This is a genomic window from Neorhizobium sp. BT27B (genome assembly GCF_050455485.1).
GTDB lineage: Bacteria > Pseudomonadota > Alphaproteobacteria > Rhizobiales > Rhizobiaceae > Neorhizobium.
Genome location: NZ_JBCIYT010000004.1, coordinates 334,753 through 350,200 on the forward strand (window position 1 = coordinate 334,753; position 15,448 = coordinate 350,200).

Below are 15,448 nucleotides of genomic sequence, written 5' to 3' on the forward strand. Positions count from 1 at the left end.
GCGAATTATCCTGATGATTGGGGCGCTGACAAACGGATCGATCCTAATCCGGCAGAATCTTTCCGGGGTTCATGATGCCGGTTGGATCGATGGCATTCTTGATGACCGCCATCAGATCGACGGCATCGCCGTGTTCCTTGCGCAAATATTTGATCTTGCCGGTGCCGACGCCATGCTCGCCGGTCGAGGTGCCACCGACCGAAATGGCATATTCGACCATTTTGGAGTTGATGGCTGCGACCTCGTCGAGTTCGGCCTGATTGGTCGGATCGACCGCGAAGACGACGTGGTAATTGCCATCTCCGACATGGCCAAGAATGGCATTGGGTACGGAGCAGCCGACCAGCAATTCACGCGTCTTGATGATGCAGCCGCTCAGCTGCGAAACCGGCACGCAGACATCGGAAGACCAGCCCTTTGCATTGGGACGTTGCGAAACGACCGCATACCAGGCGTTGTGCCGCGCCTTCCACAGGCGGTTACGATCTTCCGGTGTCTTTGCCCATTCGAAATCCTTGCCGCCATTCTCCTTGACGATCGCCTCCACCATCTCGACCTGTTCCTGCACGCCTGCCGGCGAGCCGTGGAATTCGAAAGCGAGCGTGTCTTCGATCTTGAGCGGCAGGTTCGAGTAGGCGTTGACCGCCTTGATCAGCCCGCGATCCATCAGCTCCATGCGCGCAACCGGAATGCCGAGCTGCACGACCGCGATCGCGGCCGCAACCGCGTCCTCAACGTTTTCAAACGAGCACAGTGCCGCCGAGATCGTCTCGGGAATGCCGTAAAGCCGCAGCGTCACTTCGGTGATGATGCCGAGCGTGCCTTCCGAACCGACGAACAGCCGGGTCAGATCATAACCGGCAGACGATTTTCGCGCGCGGCCGCCGGTCTTGATGATCTTGCCATTGGGCAGCACCACGGTCAGCGACAGCACGTTTTCGCGCATCGTGCCGTAACGCACCGCATTGGTGCCGGAAGCGCGGGTCGAAGCCATGCCGCCGATCGAGGCATTGGCGCCGGGATCGATCGGGAAAAACAGGCCCATGTCGCGCAGATGCGTGTTCAACTGTTCGCGGGTCACACCGGCCTCGACCGTGCAATCGAGATCCTCCGCGCTGATGCGGGTGATGTTCGACATCCGCGACAGATCGATCGAAACGCCGCCGCGCACCGCCGTCAGGTGCCCTTCCAGCGAAGTGCCGGCGCCGAACGCGATGACCGGCACGCCATCGGCTGCACACAGCTTGACGATTTCGGCCACTTCCTCGGTGGTTTGCGCAAACACGACGGCATCGGGAATGGCCGGCGTGTGGTGGGATTCGCCGCGACCATGCTGTTCGCGCAAGGCCTGCGCGGTGGAGTAACGATCACCGAAACGGCTGCCGAGCGTGTCCGCAAGGGCTGCGGAGAAACCGCTCACTTTGCCGCTCCCGATGCGCTCGGCCCGGTATCGACAGGCGTTTCGCCCGGCTGGCCCCATTCTGTCCATGCACCGTCATAAATGGCGACATCGTCCTTGCCGGCCAGATGCAGGCCGAAGGCAAGGGCGGCTGCCGTGACACCTGAGCCGCAGCTGGCGATCACGGGCGCGGCAAAATCGAGACCTGCCTTTTCGAAGGCCGCGCGGATTTGCGACACATCCAGCAATTCGCCGGTCTGCGGGTTGGTCAGCGCGTTGAACGGCAGGTTGAGACTGCCGGGAATGTGGCCGGAGCGCAGGCCGGGCCGGGCTTCCTTCTCCTCGGCGGTAAAGCGTCCGGCCGAGCGGGCGTCGATCACCTGTTCGGCCTGGGTGCCGAGATTGCCGAGAACCTGAGCCTTTGAGCGCACGGCGGCTGGGTCGAATGCAGCTTTGAAATTGCCCCTGGTGACCGATGCCGGTTGCGCCGTTACCGGCCGACCTTCCGCCTGCCACTTGCGCAACCCGCCATTCAGGATCGCAACCTTGTCGTGACCGAAGGTGCGCAAGGTCCACCAGACGCGGCCGGCCGACATCAGGCCGGGTGTGTCGTAAATCACGACCACGCTGTCGTTGGAGATGCCGAGATCCGCGGCATAATTTTCGAATGCTCCGGCGGTCGGCAGCATGTGCGGCAATGCACTGTCGTGATCGGCAACGTTGTCGATGTCGAAGAAGCGGGCGCCCGGAATGTGTCTTGCGGCAAAGTCTTCCGCCGCAATCGGCGTGGCACCCGGCAGCTTGAACGAGCCGTCGAGAATGACGAGGTCCGGATCATCGAGGTGGGAGGCCAGCCATTCGGTGGAAACGAGAGAACCGGGCAAGGAAAGCGACATGAAAAAACTCCTGAAAGACAGGCTTGCTGCAGAATGGAAACGGCCGCGACGGATATCGCGGCCGGTCTTGATGATCGATCAGGCGACGAGTTTTTCACCCTTGAGGTGACGTTCCAGGAACTGCAGGCTGTCCTGTCCCCAGTAGAGTTCGCCTTCGTAACGATAGGTCGGAATGCCGAACACGCCATCGGCCTTGGCGGTTTCCTGATTGGTTTTCCAGATGGCCTGCACGGCATCGCCATGCGCCTGCTCTTCAAGCGCAGCACCGTCAAAACCGGCGGCATCGGCAATGGCGCGGCGCACTTCGGCCTTGCCGATATCTTCACCGCGACCCCAGAAGGCTTCGTGCAGCGCGCGGGCAAGCTTCAGCCAGTCCTGACCAGCTTCAGCCGCGGCAATCACCAGAAAACCGGCCGGTGTCGGATCCGAAAGGGCAGCGCGATTATCGAAATTCAGCACCTTGCCGCGCAGGGCGGCCCAGCGCTTCAGATCCTTGGTCCAATAGGCGCGACGCGCCTCCGGGCGGTTGCGCGAATAGATCGCGCCATTGTCCTCGATCAGCGGAATGACATGCGGAACGATCGTTGCATTCTGTTCAGCCGCAAGCGCCGCAAACGCATCCAGGCCGACATAGGCCCAGGGCGATCCGAGGCCGAAAAAGTAATCGATGGTCTTGGTCATGTCATATCCTCCGAATGTCGGCCGCGCCTGAACAATCGGCAGCCTGATGTTTTGTAGAACGGTCGTTCTTGGTGGCCTTTTATGGCATAGTCGCGCCACATCCGAAGGAATTGGATTTCGATTAAAGGCGCTTATCCGGAATATTTTCCGCTCAAGCGCGCGACTTCGGCTGTGCGGGCGGCGTCATTGGTCCTTGACGAGCATTGCCGCAATGGTTTTGGCTGTTGCCGCAGCACCCGCCTCCCGCCGCAGGATGGAGCCTGCAAGTGCGCCTTCGTAAAGAAGCAGCAACTGTTCGGCGATTGCGCCATCCGGATCCTTCTGCAGCAGACCTGCGAAAAAATCCTTCAGGAAAATTTTGTGATTGCGTGCCGCTTCCTGAATTTTCGGCGATTGCGGGTTTTCGATCGCCGCGATCAGGAAGGCGCAGCCGCGAAAGTTGTCGGCGCTGGTCTTGCGTTCCAGATTTGCAAAGACATCGAGAATGGCGCCAGCGCCGGTTCGTCCCGACGTGACGTCCGCCAGCTGTTGGCGCACTGCGGCATCGCGTTTTTCCAGATAGGCGACGAGCAGGTCTTCCTTGCTGTCGAAGTGGCGATAGAAGGTTGCCCGCGTCGTTTGCAGATGCCGCACCAGCTCGGTCATGCCGACCAGATAGGTACCGCTGGCATAAAAAATGTCGCCCAGGCGCGCCAGAAGGTCGTCGCGGGTCGATCTGTCACCTGATGTCATCACTGTCTGCCGGACTTGCGGATTCTCTTGTCACCCGATGATGGAGACGGGGCCGAGACGGGTCAAGCCGGGACTGACGTTTCACCACTCGGGTTGCCGCAACAGACTGCGGCAATCGGCGCCTTGTCGGCAGGCCATATGCCAAGGACTCGGCTTGCCGACAGCAAGAAGACCTCTCCACTTTGCCGAAGCAAGTCCATGGTTTGCTTGCCGCGGTGTGACCGTGGCTTGAACCAAATCTTGGGTTAGAGGTTCGGTTCCGCTCTCTTCGTCGGCAGCACGACCGGTGTTTTGATCAGGGGGCGTGCCTACAATAAGCCATCAGCCATTTTGACCAGATGGGCGACCGATTTTGCCTTCATCTTCCCCATCATGTGACCCCTGTGCAGCTTCACTGTTGGCTCCGCCAGCATCAGCTCTGCGGCGATCTGCTTGTTCAGTTTGCCGGCGATCACCAATGCCATTATTTGACGCTCACGCTCCGTCAGCGTCATGTATCTCGATTGGATGACCGCTTTCGCCGTTCTTTCCTCTCGGCGAAAGGCGTCATTGGCAATCGCCCGGTTGACGGCTTCCAGCAGATCTTGCTCGCGAACCGGCTTGGTCAGGACATCTATTGCGCCGGCCTTCATTGCCCTCACCGCCATTGGCACGTCGACATGGGCGCTGATGAGCACGACGGACCGCGGAAGATTGCTCTTCGCCAACGCCTCTTGAAACTCAAGCCCGCTTTGGCCGGGAAGGCGTATGTCGAGAACGATACATCCGGCCTTTTCGGGATCGTCTGCTTCCATGAAATCTTTTACGGAACCGTGTGTCTCGACGCTCAGGCCCACTGACTCGAACAGTCCTTTAAGGGCTTCGCGGACGCTTTGATCGTCATCGATGATGATGACCGTTGGCCGCCTGTTCTTCTTGTCATCGATCAACGGCCGTCTCCTTGAAGCGGGATAGCGTGAACAGGAATGAGCTTCCGTGCGGATGATTGGCTGTCGCCCAGATGCGCCCTCCGTGTGCTTCGACGATGGAACGGCAGATCGACAGCCCCATTCCTATCCCATCGGATTTCGTGGTGAAGAACGGCTCGAACACGCGGTCGAGCTGTTCGGGCGGTATCCCTTTGCCGGTGTCGGAAACGCGAACCTCGACTTCGCCTTCATTGCCACGCCTGCACGCGACCCTGATGACGGCTTCTGAACCTTGCGGTGTTGCCTCGGCGCCGTTCATGATCAGATTGAGAAGGACCTGCTGAAGCTGGGTGCGATCACCGAGAATATCGACAGGTTCCGGAGTCAGATCCAGAGCGACCTGCAGGCCTCGCGATTGCAACTCTTCCCGCAAAAGAAAAAGCACGTCGCCGAGCGCTTTCTTGAAATCGGTTTTCTCCATCCGCGCAGGAGACTTTTGGGCCATCGCACGTATGCTGGTGACGATCTCGCCGGCACGATGCCCATCCGTCACGACCCGCTCCGCTGCCAAACGGGCCTGTTCAAGATCCGTGTGTCCATCTTGCAGCCAGCGGAGGCATGTTCCAGCATTGGTTACGGCTGCCATGAGTGGCTGATTGATCTCGTGCGCAATCGAAACCGCGAGTTCGCCGATCGTCGTAACACGGGTGACCTGCGCGAGGTGGCTTTGGCTTTGCCGCAAGGATTCCTCGGCGCGCTTGCGGTCTTCGATGTCGACCACAATGCCATACCAGCGGACAACATTGCCCTGCGCATCCAGCAAAGGACTTTGCCGAAGATTAAACCACCTGTACTCACCGTCGAACCGCCTGATGCGGGCGTCTACCGGGTTGGGTTGCCTGGTGGCGACCACGTCCTCCCAACTTGTTCGCATACGTTCGACGTCATCAGGATGGAACATGCGATAAAAACCAAAGCCGACGATTTCCTCAAAAGGCAGGCCGACGAAATCGATAAGGTTCTTGTTCCAATACTCAAGCTGCCCATCCGACGTACATGACCACGCCATGGCAGGGATAGTATTGATGATGAGGTTGAGCTTATGTTCGCTCTCCCTGAGCGCTGTCTCACTTTCCCTGAGGGCATTTTCCGCAAACTGGAGGTTCTCGATGTCGATATTGACGCCGAACCAGCGGACGACGCCGTTGGCATCCGTCAGCTTCCGGCCGGAAAAATAGAACCAGCGGTATTGTCCGTCCCGTCCTCGAATTCGGCCTTTCAGCTGCGTATGATCCGAATGCGCGAGATCACGCTTCCAGATTTCCACCATCCCGGGAATATCATCGGGGTGATAAAGATCGAGAAATCCCCAATCGAGGATCCGTTCAGCCGGCAGTCCAGCGTAATCCAGCCAGCTTTTGTTGACGAAATCGGCACTGCCGTCAGGGCGCGCCGACCATACGAGAACAGGAAGCGAATTGATGATGAGTCTTAGGTTTTCTTCACTGGCCGCCAGTGCCGATTTTGTCTCTTTCAGAGCATTTTCGGCCTGTTTTCGATCTTCAATATCAAGGACGACACCATACCACCTGGCGACATTTCCGTCATGGTCGAGCTTGGGCTTCTGCCGGAGACTGCACCAGCGATAGTCTCCATCGGCGCGTCTTATCCGCCCTTCGACTTCTCTTCCCGTCTTCGAAATCATGATGCTCCGCCACTGCGAGCCCAGGTGATCTACGTCATCGGGGTGAAAGAGCCGGTAGAAATTTTCGCCCGCAATGTCGGCAAGCGACATGCCGATATATTCAAGAAAGTGCTGATTGGCGAAGTCGAGCATTCCATCAGACGTCGTAGACCATGCCATTGCCGGTATGAGGTCGATGATCGCGTCGAAGTCCTGCTGCTTTTCCAAGTCCATTCCCCAGTGCTTCGCGTCGCCGGCACGGGCTGAAAACTACGCGTTTTCTCGTCGAGGCGTTAGGCAAGATTGATAGACGAAAGTCTATTTTTGCAGTGCCTCCGTCTAGCTGCGTATGACCTAGATCGCAATTGCGAGCGGGCATCCACCGACCTACTCATACCGTGAAAGCAGTGCTTGGACGCCGACGGATACGGGGCGATCAGCGCACACCATGCGTGCTTTTTGCCATGCCTGACGCGAAGCAGCCACGCGGTGATGCTGACGCCGCCGCACGATGTCTGCGCGATCATCAGAACCGCAGCCGAAACCGTAACAGCGCAAAGCTGACAATATCGATCAACGGATCAGGAGGAAGACGTCATGTCTCAACTTTCACGCCGCGCCTTTACCAGCGCCCTGCCTCTCGGCCTTGTCGGCGGTAGCCTTATCGGTGGAAGCCTGCTGGGCAGTTCGCCCGCCCAGGCAGCAAAGCAGGTTGCTGCCGGCACGCCTGTTGCGGTAACCCCGTTTGCGCAGATCCGCATCGGCCGGTTCACCGTGACCGCGTTGACGGACGGTCATGCGGATATGCCATACGACTATTTTCCGGGACGTTCCGCGCCCGAGGTCGAGAAGGCTGCGAAAGCACAGTTTACCGCCCGGCCGAGCGGGGTTCGGTTCCTCTTCAACCAGTATCTGGTCGAGGATGGCCAGCGCCGCATCCTCATCGATGCCGGTGCTGCGGGTTCGATCGGGGAGACCGGGCACCTGCCGCAGGCACTCGCCGCACTTGGATTGACGCCCGATCAGATCGATGCGGTCATCGTGACGCATATGCATCAGGATCACATGGGTGGGTTGGTTCTGGGAGGCAAGAACAATTATCCCGGAGCAGAGATCTATATCGATCGCCGCGATGTCACCCATTGGACCGATCCGGCAAAACGCAACGGTGCGCCTGATTTTCTGCAGCCCAGCTTCAAGATGGCGGAGGAGGTCGCGAGGCTGTATCCGAGGCTCCAGGCGATAGACGGAGAGCGCGAGATTTCGCCGGGCGTTTCGATCGTGGACCTGACGGGCCATACACCCGGCCATATCGGCGTGCGGATCGAAGACGGCAGAAAGAGCCTGATCATGGTTTCGGACATGATCTTTCCGGTCGTGCATCCGGTGGCGACCGATGTATTTTTCCTGTTCGAGCAGGACCGTGCCGCGGCCCAGGCCATGCGCGACCGCTTCTTTCCGCGTGCCGCATCGGAAGGGGCGCTTATCGCCGCCACGCACATGCCATTTCCCGGCCTTGGCCGCGTGGTCGCCGATCGTGGCGAACTGCGTTGGCAGACCGCAGACTGGGCGTTGCAAGACTGATACAATTCTGAAAGCCGGACTTGCCGGAGATTGAAATCTAGCGGCAACATTAAGCCGGACCCGCATCGCCAGGAAGCCATGCGGGTCCGCAGCATCACGGAGACTGCGCATGCCCTATCATTTCCTTGAGGTTGCTGTGACCCCGAGCGTGCGGGCCGCTCAGGCGGACATGAGCGTGGAGCAGATATGGCTGGGTGATCACGACCGTCCTTCAGACACGCTCAGTGAGAATGAGATCGCGTTCATCGCCTCACGCGACAGTTTTTACATGGCGTCGGTCTCTGAAACGGGTTGGCCATATGTGCAGCACCGTGGGGGCAAGGCCGGTTTCCTCAAGGTGGTCGATGAAAGAACGATGGCGTTCGCGGATTATCGCGGCAATCGCCAGTATATCAGTGCCGGCAATCTTGCCGTGAACGATCGCGCCTGTCTGTTCCTGATGGATTATGCCAGGCGTGCGCGGCTTAAAATCTATGCGCATGTGGAGCGACTGTCGCTCGATGCCGAGCCGGAACTCACGGAGCTGGTCTCCGACCCGACTTACAAGGGAAGGGCGGAGCGGGTCTTCAAACTTCGCCTGGAGGCATTCGATTGGAATTGCCCGCAGCACATCACCCCGCGCTACACCGAACAGCAGATTGAGCAGGCGGTCACTCCTCTTCGTGAACGTTTGCTGCAACTGGAAACCGAAAACGCAACCCTGCGTGCACGACTGGATAATTCTGCAAGATGATGAATTGCCGTCAGGCCGCAGGGCTTGGAGCCGATCTTGAATTATCGATGTTTAGAACGTCTGTTCCCTACGAAGGCAGACGCAATCAAGGCGCAGGCTTTTGTAGATCTCCACAGGCTTTCGCCCCGACCGTAATTGGGGCTGGGCACAGTCGCACTTCTGGATGAGGCAATATGATTGGGCGCGGCAGAAAGCGGGAAACCGCTTCCTCTGGATCGATGTTGATGCCGTTTCGGGCGAGGTGAGGGACTGGCTCAGAGCAAGGCCATGATCTCGAAAAGGACCATGATCCCGGCACAGACAAAGCAGACTTGACCAAGCCCGCAATCAAAGGGCCGATCGACACTATTTGCGCTTGATGGCCAATGAAGCTGCTTCTTTGGCGTCAAAAAACATGACTAATTCAATCATATATATTGCATTGTTTTCTTGTTTGTGGTCATTCCAGCTCTTGTTGCCGCCTCCAGAATGACGATCCGATCTGAGGTTTGACGGCTTCGTGACAAATGACTCAGCCGGCATGACGGACAGCAACAAAAAAATTATCCTGCATATACTTCTGACCGGCTACAGTGATCTCGCCAGGCATCTGGCACGACGGTTCGGACGCAGTTCTGATGTCGATGACATTCTTCAGGATACATACCTGAAACTCCAGAAAATTCCGGCCGATGCGGTAATCGGTAATCCCCGTTCCTATCTCTATCGCCTTGCGGATAATCTGGCGAAAGATCGTGTTCGTAGTGCCGCGGCGCGAGAACGGTACATGTCCGGCGACGTCATGCCCGATGTGACAGAGGATCGCCCTTCGCCGGAACATGAAGCGGACTACCGCCAGCGTATGCTGATACTTGAGAAAGCTGTCCGCGAGCTGCCTGATCGGCAACGTCAGGTATTTATCATGCACAAATTCGATGGAATGAGTTACGGCGATATCGCGATACAGCTTGGAATTAGCAAAAGCGCCGTCGAAAAGCTGATGATGAAGGCGCTGGTCCGTTGTCGTGATCGCCTCGATGGGCTGTTGGATTAGCAATATGGAAAAAATGTCGACGAGGGTGAGGCAGACGACGCCCGGAAACGTCTCAATACAGAGCGTGCTCTCAATGAACGGCAGTATTGCGTGCCCGACACATCCAAAAAGATGGTAACCATCATGGCACAACCGAACGACACTGGCCGCAGGGCATCAATGGAAGAGGCCGCTGCCTGGTTCGCGCGGCTGCGATCGGACGATGTCAGTGCAGAAGATTATCAGGCTCACGAAGCCTGGATGTCGGTCTGTCACGAGAATGCGCGGCAATATCTGAAGCTTTCTGCGATGTGGACCGACATGGATGACATTGCGGATCCAAGGAAGCGGTTGTCCATCGCCCGACGACAAGGTCGCGTTGTTGTTGGACGCAGATCGTTTCTGGCAGGCGGGGCCGCAGCCGCGCTCGCCGCAGGTTTTGCGACTGTTCACGGATTGCCTGATATTCTCACCAGCGATTACGCGACATCCGTTGCCGAGCGCAGGAGCATTACGCTCGATGACGGCTCTGTCATCGACATGGATGCCGATACCGCAATTGGTGTGGATTTTTCCAACACAGCGCGCAATCTGCACCTTTTGAGAGGTCGCGCCTTTTTCAAGGTTGCCAAAGACGCAGGCAGACCGTTTTCGGTCATCGCGAGGAATGGTCACGCGACCGCACTCGGCACCGAGTTCGTGGTTCACAGCAGCGCGGACACGATCACTGTGATCGTTATGGAAAGCCGGGTATCGGTATCATATCCCGGCGCCAGTTCGGCGATCCTCAATGCCGGAGAAAAAATTAGCTACGACCATGCTGGTCTGGGAGCCGTGACGACTGTCGATAGCGAAACGGAAATCGCGTGGCAGCGCGGAAAACTGATCTTCGAAGATGTCCCTCTGGGTCAGGTGGTCAGCGACTTGAACCGCTATCGCCGGGGTATCATCAGAGTGGTGGGTAGCGACCTGCAAACTCTGCGTGTCAGCGGCATATTTGACGTGACCCGGCCAGACCGTGTGCTGGAAGCCATTACGCAAACCCTGCCGGTGAAAACATTGGCGCTGACGCCCTATCTGATTTTGCTACGCCCTGCGTGATCCTGCGATCGAGGCGGGTGTCCTGAACAAATCATGACAAATATTTTCAACTTTGTGGGTGAGTTGCTCCGTATCGAAATCCGTCTTTGTCAAGAGTGACCGAAAAGCACGGTCGCGATGGGCAAGCAGGAGTTTGACGGGGCAATGAAAAACAAGTCGCAAAAGCCTAATCGGTTGAGGTTGGGTCTGGGTAGTCTCGGGCTCATACTCTTGACAACAGTCGCCATCCCCGCGGCTCAGGCGCAAGATGTTGGACAACAGGCCATCGTTCACAGAATCCCGGCGGGAGTTCTGGGCACTGCAATATCGAGATTAGGTGATAGCGCAGGATTGCAAATTCTGTATCCGGCCGATCTCGTTCGCGGCAAAAGAACGAATGGTATTTCAGGACAGTTCACACCGCAGCAGGCACTGGACAGGTTGCTTGACGGAACCGGGCTGGTTTACCGGTTCACCGAGCCAAACACCGTGACGATTATTGATCCTACGGCCGCCAATGGTGGCGTTGCTGCAGATGGTTCGACCCTGCTCGACACAATCTCGGTCACGACTGCCAAAAACCGCATTGCCACGCTGGGTGGCCTGGCGGACGAGGACGCCAATTATCGGACACCCGGCAGCAGTGCATTTCTGGATGAACAGAAGGTGCAGCGTTTTCGCGGTTCGTCTGCCGGCGATTTCATCAAGGGTACGCCGGGCGTTCTGACCGGAGACAACCGCAACAGCGGCGCCGTGGATGTGAACGTCCGCGGCATGCAGGGATTTGGCCGTGTGCCTGTCGTCATCGATGGCACGGTGCAACAGAATACCGTCTACCGTGGTTATTCCGGCGTGGCGTCTCGCAATTACGTCGACCCAGATATGATCGGCGGCGCGGTCATCGAGAAGGGACCATCCGCGAGTGTTTACGGTGTCGGAGCAACCGGCGGGTTGGTTCGTATGGAAACGATCAACGCCGGCGACATCATCAAGGACGATAAAAACTGGGGTGTGCGGGTGAGAGGCGGCATGATGGGCAATATGTCATCGCCGCCTGCTGTTGGCACACCGGGCGGCTATGCGCCGATGTCCAAATCGCGTTTCATAAGCGGTTGCAATTGGGCATGCACGATCGAGCCCATACCCGACAACCTGCTATCCGGCAGCGCCAGCGGTATGGATCGCCCTGCTTTTCTTGCGCCGAAGTCCGGTTCCGGCAGCGTAGCATTTGCTGCGCGCAACGACATGCTCGAGGTTGTGGCGGCCTATGCAAAACGCAAGAACGGCAATTATTATGCCGGTACACGTGGGCGGGCACCGGAGCTGACGCAGACATCTGACAGGATCATTCGGCCGGGCCGTCCCGGCAGGCCTGAACAGATCACCGATTACACGGTGTTCTCTCTCAATGGTCTCAACCGGTATCGCGCCGGGGAAGAGGTGCTGAATACCTCGCAGGACAACACCTCCTATCTCCTGAAATCCAAGCTGGAACTCGATGGAGGCCACATTTTCGATCTCAGCTACATGCGCTACCATAGCATGTTCGGCGAGATGATGCCCTCGGTCATCCTGCGCTTCGATGGGGCAACCCAGGCCCCGCTCAGCGAAGTGTCTGTCGATACTTACCGCGCCGGGTACAAATGGAACCCGGAGGAGAACGACTGGATCGACCTCAAAGCCAATATATGGATGACGGATACGGATACCCATATCCTCACGCCTTATGCATTCAGCTTCGGCAATGGTGTGACCATGGACATACCCCAGGCCTACTGGGATATTGCCAAGCGTTATGGCACCGACATCGTCAACACATCAGAACTGACCACGGCATGGGGCGATCTGGGGATCTCGTTCGGCGGTTCCTTTGTCTATGAAACGATCGAGCCGCCATCCGGCAGGGTCAATATCGATTCCAATGACCTCCTGGCCTCACGTGACGGCTGGCGCAAGGAAGCCAGCGCGTTCACCGCGGCGGAATGGAAGCCCCTCGACTGGCTGAAATTCGACGGAGCTTTACGCTATACATGGACGCATTCCTACGACAACAACTCCAACTACGGCTCGACCTTGCACAATGAGGAGATGAACAGTGGTTGGGCGCCGATGATCAGCGCCACGATCGAACCATGGGATGGCGTGCAGTTCTACACGAAATATGCAGAGGCGATCCGCTCTCCCAGCCTGTTTGAATCAACCACCGGGTTTTCGTTCGATACCAGCCCGCTGGTCGGGGTGCGACCGGAACGCTCTCGCAACAAGGAAATCGGGATCAATCTCCTTCAGGAAGACCTGATGCTTCCTGGCGATAAGCTGCGGTTCAAGGCGTCCTATTTCAACAATGACGTCAAGGATTACCTGTCGCGCACGAACTATCCCAACGTGTCGGTCCGCAATATCGATCGGGCTTTGTTTCGCGGGTTCGAGGCGTCGGTCGGCTATGATGTCGGCTGGGGCTATTTCGATCTGGGTGGCACGATCTACGACAAAACCGAATTCTGCACAGAGCAAAGAGCGGGATTGACTTGCCTTCCGTCAGGCATCCCGAACGGATACGCCCAGATGCATCTCCCACCTCGCAAAAGTGCAACGCTGACAGCCGGCGTTCGCATGCTGGACGATGCGCTGGAGGCAGGTGGACGTCTTACCTATGTTGGCAGTCGTGGAAGCATGACGACCGCTGAGACCGGCGGCTTCACGACCGTCGTTAACTGGGAGAAGTACACCTTGCTCGACCTGTTCGCGAGCTACAAGGTGAACGACAGTGTGAACATCGACGTCGCCATCGATAACGTTACGGATGTCTATTACATGGATGCGCTGACCCTCGGCCTTATGCCATCTCCCGGCCGCACTTTTCACCTTAACATGACGGCTAAATTCTGACGTCAGTTTTCCACTGATCTGCAACTCGGCCTTTCCCCGGCGCCAATTCAAGAGCCGGGGATACTGGGCTGTCTGTCCGTAGAGTATCCGTTTTGATCAGGCCGTTAAGGCGGTGAAAGTCATTCACGGCCGGATCATTCTGCGCCATGACCTGGACAATGATCTCCTTCAGCGCCGTCCAGATGACGCCACAGCCATTGCGGCCCCACCGTTTCGTTCCAGCTCCTCCACAAGCATTGCAAGAAGGCCGGGAAATCGAGCCTCAATGTCTTCCTTGCGCAGCGAAGACGCACGTCGGTTTCCGTAGTCGATCTGGCTGATAAGGCCTGCCTCGCGAAGGACCTTGAAATGGTGGGTCAAGGAAGCCTTTGCCACCGGAAAACCGAAGGAAACGCAGTTGCGCTCCGTGCAATCAGGAAGCGTTGCCAGAATGGCAATTGCGGTGCGGCGGAGCGGATCAGATAGTGTGGAGAAAACCACACTGAGGTCGATCTCGGCCCGGTTGGGTTGGGGAAGCAGCTCTGGCATGGGGATATTTTACCGGTGCCCGCAATCAAGTGCAAGCGCAAGGTACGGCTTGACGCGTACCTTCGTGCCAGATAGGTATGGATTAGACCATACCACTTTCTCGGCCCGAGATTGCTGGTTTCGGTTGATATCTCGCGTCATTGCAGACCTCCCGTCGGGTCGTCTCGATATGACGTCAGGCCCTTCATGCCAAGAGTGAGTCAAATGCCTCAGCCTCAGCTATTCACGCCATTCAAAATCCGCAATCTCGACCTTGATAACCGTATCACCATCGCTCCGATGTGCACCTATTCCGCCGTCGACGGATGCATGACGGACTGGCATCTTATCCATCTGGGGCAATTAGCCTTGTCCGGCGCAGGCCTGCTGACGATCGAGGCGACCGCGGTCGTTCCCGAGGGTCGTATCAGCTTCGCGGATGTCGGCCTGTATAACGATGCGACTGAGGCAGCGATGCGCCGGACGCTGGAGAGCATCCGCAGGTGGTCGAACATTCCGATAGCAATTCAGCTGGCTCATGCCGGTCGCAAGGCATCGTCGGATCTGCCGTGGCGTGGCGGCGCGCAGCTCCCGGTCGATCACAAGGATGGATGGCAGACCGAAGCGCCATCATCCGTTCCGTTCAGATCGACGGAGACGGTGCCGACCGAATTGACCCGCGAGCGCATGGCAGAAATCCGCGATGCCTTCGCGGAGGCGGCGGTTCGCGCGGCCCGTATCGGGATAGATGCTGTACAAATTCATGCTGCACACGGCTATCTTCTGCATTCCTTCCTGTCACCGCTTACAAATCAGCGGAGCGACGAGTACGGCGGAAGCCTTGAAAATCGGATGCGCTTCCCGCTCGAAGTATTCGATGCAGTGCGGGCAGCGTTCCCTGCCGACAAGGCCGTCACGGTTCGTGTTTCCGCCACCGACTGGTATGATGGCGGCTGGGATATCGAGCAGACGATCGAGTTCGCCAAGGCTTTGGAGCTTCGTGGTTGCGATGCGATCAACGTATCGACCGGCGGCCTGCACGTCGGTCAGAACATTCCGGTTGCTCCCAGTTATCAGGTGCCATTCGCGCGGGCGGTGAAGGCTGCGGTCAAGATGCCGGTTGTTGCTGTTGGATTGATCACGGAACCAGCTCAGGCAGAGGCAATCGTGGCGACAGGCGACGCCGATCTGGTTGGCCTGGCCCGCACGATCCTTTATGATCCACGCTGGCCTTGGCATGCAGCCGCTGCGCTCGGTGGAGAGGTATCGGCGGCGCCGCAATACCATCGGAGTCAACCTTCGACGCATAAGTCGCTGTTTAAGGCGTAGCGGTAGAAATTTGA

The 15,448-nt window shown here is 57.8% G+C and carries 13 protein-coding genes; 6 read left to right on the forward strand and 7 right to left on the reverse strand.

Annotation, left to right across the window (positions count from 1 at the left end; translation table 11 throughout):
• Positions 1 to 43: 43 nt before the first annotated feature.
• The 6 genes from AAIH70_RS13310 to AAIH70_RS13335 all read right to left on the reverse strand — a co-directional run bounded on the left by AAIH70_RS13310 (position 44) and on the right by AAIH70_RS13335 (position 6,534).
• Positions 44 to 1,420 carry an FAD-binding oxidoreductase gene (locus AAIH70_RS13310; protein WP_132274992.1) on the reverse strand — a complete coding sequence of 459 codons (1,377 nt, stop codon included), beginning with the start codon at positions 1,418 to 1,420 and terminating at the stop codon, positions 44 to 46.
• Positions 1,417 to 2,295: a 3-mercaptopyruvate sulfurtransferase gene (gene sseA, locus AAIH70_RS13315; protein ID WP_132274989.1), complete on the reverse strand. Its 879-nt coding sequence runs from the start codon at positions 2,293 to 2,295 to the stop codon at positions 1,417 to 1,419. Before sseA ends, AAIH70_RS13310 begins: the two co-directional genes overlap by 4 nt.
• A 78-nt stretch (positions 2,296 to 2,373) precedes the next feature.
• Positions 2,374 to 2,976 carry a 2-hydroxychromene-2-carboxylate isomerase gene (locus tag AAIH70_RS13320; protein ID WP_132274987.1) on the reverse strand — a complete coding sequence of 201 codons (603 nt, stop codon included), beginning with the start codon at positions 2,974 to 2,976 and terminating at the stop codon, positions 2,374 to 2,376.
• Between the two features lie 183 nt (positions 2,977 to 3,159).
• A complete protein-coding gene (locus tag AAIH70_RS13325) occupies positions 3,160 to 3,708 on the reverse strand; it encodes a TetR/AcrR family transcriptional regulator (protein WP_132274984.1) in 549 nt (182 codons plus the stop codon).
• A gap of 308 nt (positions 3,709 to 4,016) precedes the next feature.
• Positions 4,017 to 4,637 (reverse strand): response regulator transcription factor, encoded by a 621-nt coding sequence (locus AAIH70_RS13330; protein WP_132274981.1) that lies wholly within the window; start codon positions 4,635 to 4,637, stop codon positions 4,017 to 4,019.
• A complete protein-coding gene (locus AAIH70_RS13335) occupies positions 4,627 to 6,534 on the reverse strand; it encodes a PAS domain-containing sensor histidine kinase (RefSeq protein ID WP_245519179.1) in 1,908 nt (635 codons plus the stop codon). The genes AAIH70_RS13330 and AAIH70_RS13335 overlap by 11 nt, the downstream gene beginning before the upstream one ends.
• A gap of 363 nt (positions 6,535 to 6,897) precedes the next feature.
• Between AAIH70_RS13335 and AAIH70_RS13340 the strand changes: the two genes are divergently transcribed.
• From AAIH70_RS13340 to AAIH70_RS13360, 5 genes are all read left to right on the forward strand, one after another.
• The gene (locus AAIH70_RS13340; RefSeq protein ID WP_132274975.1) at positions 6,898 to 7,884 is read left to right on the forward strand and encodes an MBL fold metallo-hydrolase; all 987 of its coding nucleotides are present in this window, start codon (positions 6,898 to 6,900) and stop codon (positions 7,882 to 7,884) included.
• A gap of 109 nt (positions 7,885 to 7,993) precedes the next feature.
• A complete protein-coding gene (locus tag AAIH70_RS13345; RefSeq protein ID WP_132274973.1) occupies positions 7,994 to 8,617 on the forward strand; it encodes a pyridoxamine 5'-phosphate oxidase family protein in 624 nt (207 codons plus the stop codon).
• Positions 8,618 to 9,137: 520 nt separating this feature from the next.
• Positions 9,138 to 9,650 carry an RNA polymerase sigma factor gene (locus AAIH70_RS13350; protein WP_132274970.1) on the forward strand — a complete coding sequence of 171 codons (513 nt, stop codon included), beginning with the start codon at positions 9,138 to 9,140 and terminating at the stop codon, positions 9,648 to 9,650.
• Positions 9,651 to 9,773: 123 nt separating this feature from the next.
• A complete protein-coding gene (locus tag AAIH70_RS13355) occupies positions 9,774 to 10,730 on the forward strand; it encodes a FecR family protein (protein WP_207908260.1) in 957 nt (318 codons plus the stop codon).
• Positions 10,731 to 10,847: 117 nt separating this feature from the next.
• Positions 10,848 to 13,598 (forward strand): TonB-dependent receptor, encoded by a 2,751-nt coding sequence (locus AAIH70_RS13360; protein ID WP_132274967.1) that lies wholly within the window; start codon positions 10,848 to 10,850, stop codon positions 13,596 to 13,598.
• 168 nt (positions 13,599 to 13,766) lie between these two features.
• Here the strand turns inward: AAIH70_RS13360 and AAIH70_RS13365 are convergent, their stop codons facing one another.
• Positions 13,767 to 14,126, reverse strand: coding sequence for an ArsR/SmtB family transcription factor (locus AAIH70_RS13365; RefSeq protein WP_132274964.1), 360 nt, complete (start codon positions 14,124 to 14,126; stop codon positions 13,767 to 13,769).
• 204 nt (positions 14,127 to 14,330) lie between these two features.
• Here AAIH70_RS13365 and AAIH70_RS13370 point away from each other — a divergent pair, with 204 nt between their 5' ends.
• A complete protein-coding gene (locus tag AAIH70_RS13370; protein ID WP_132275867.1) occupies positions 14,331 to 15,434 on the forward strand; it encodes an NADH:flavin oxidoreductase/NADH oxidase in 1,104 nt (367 codons plus the stop codon).
• Positions 15,435 to 15,448 lie beyond the last annotated feature (14 nt).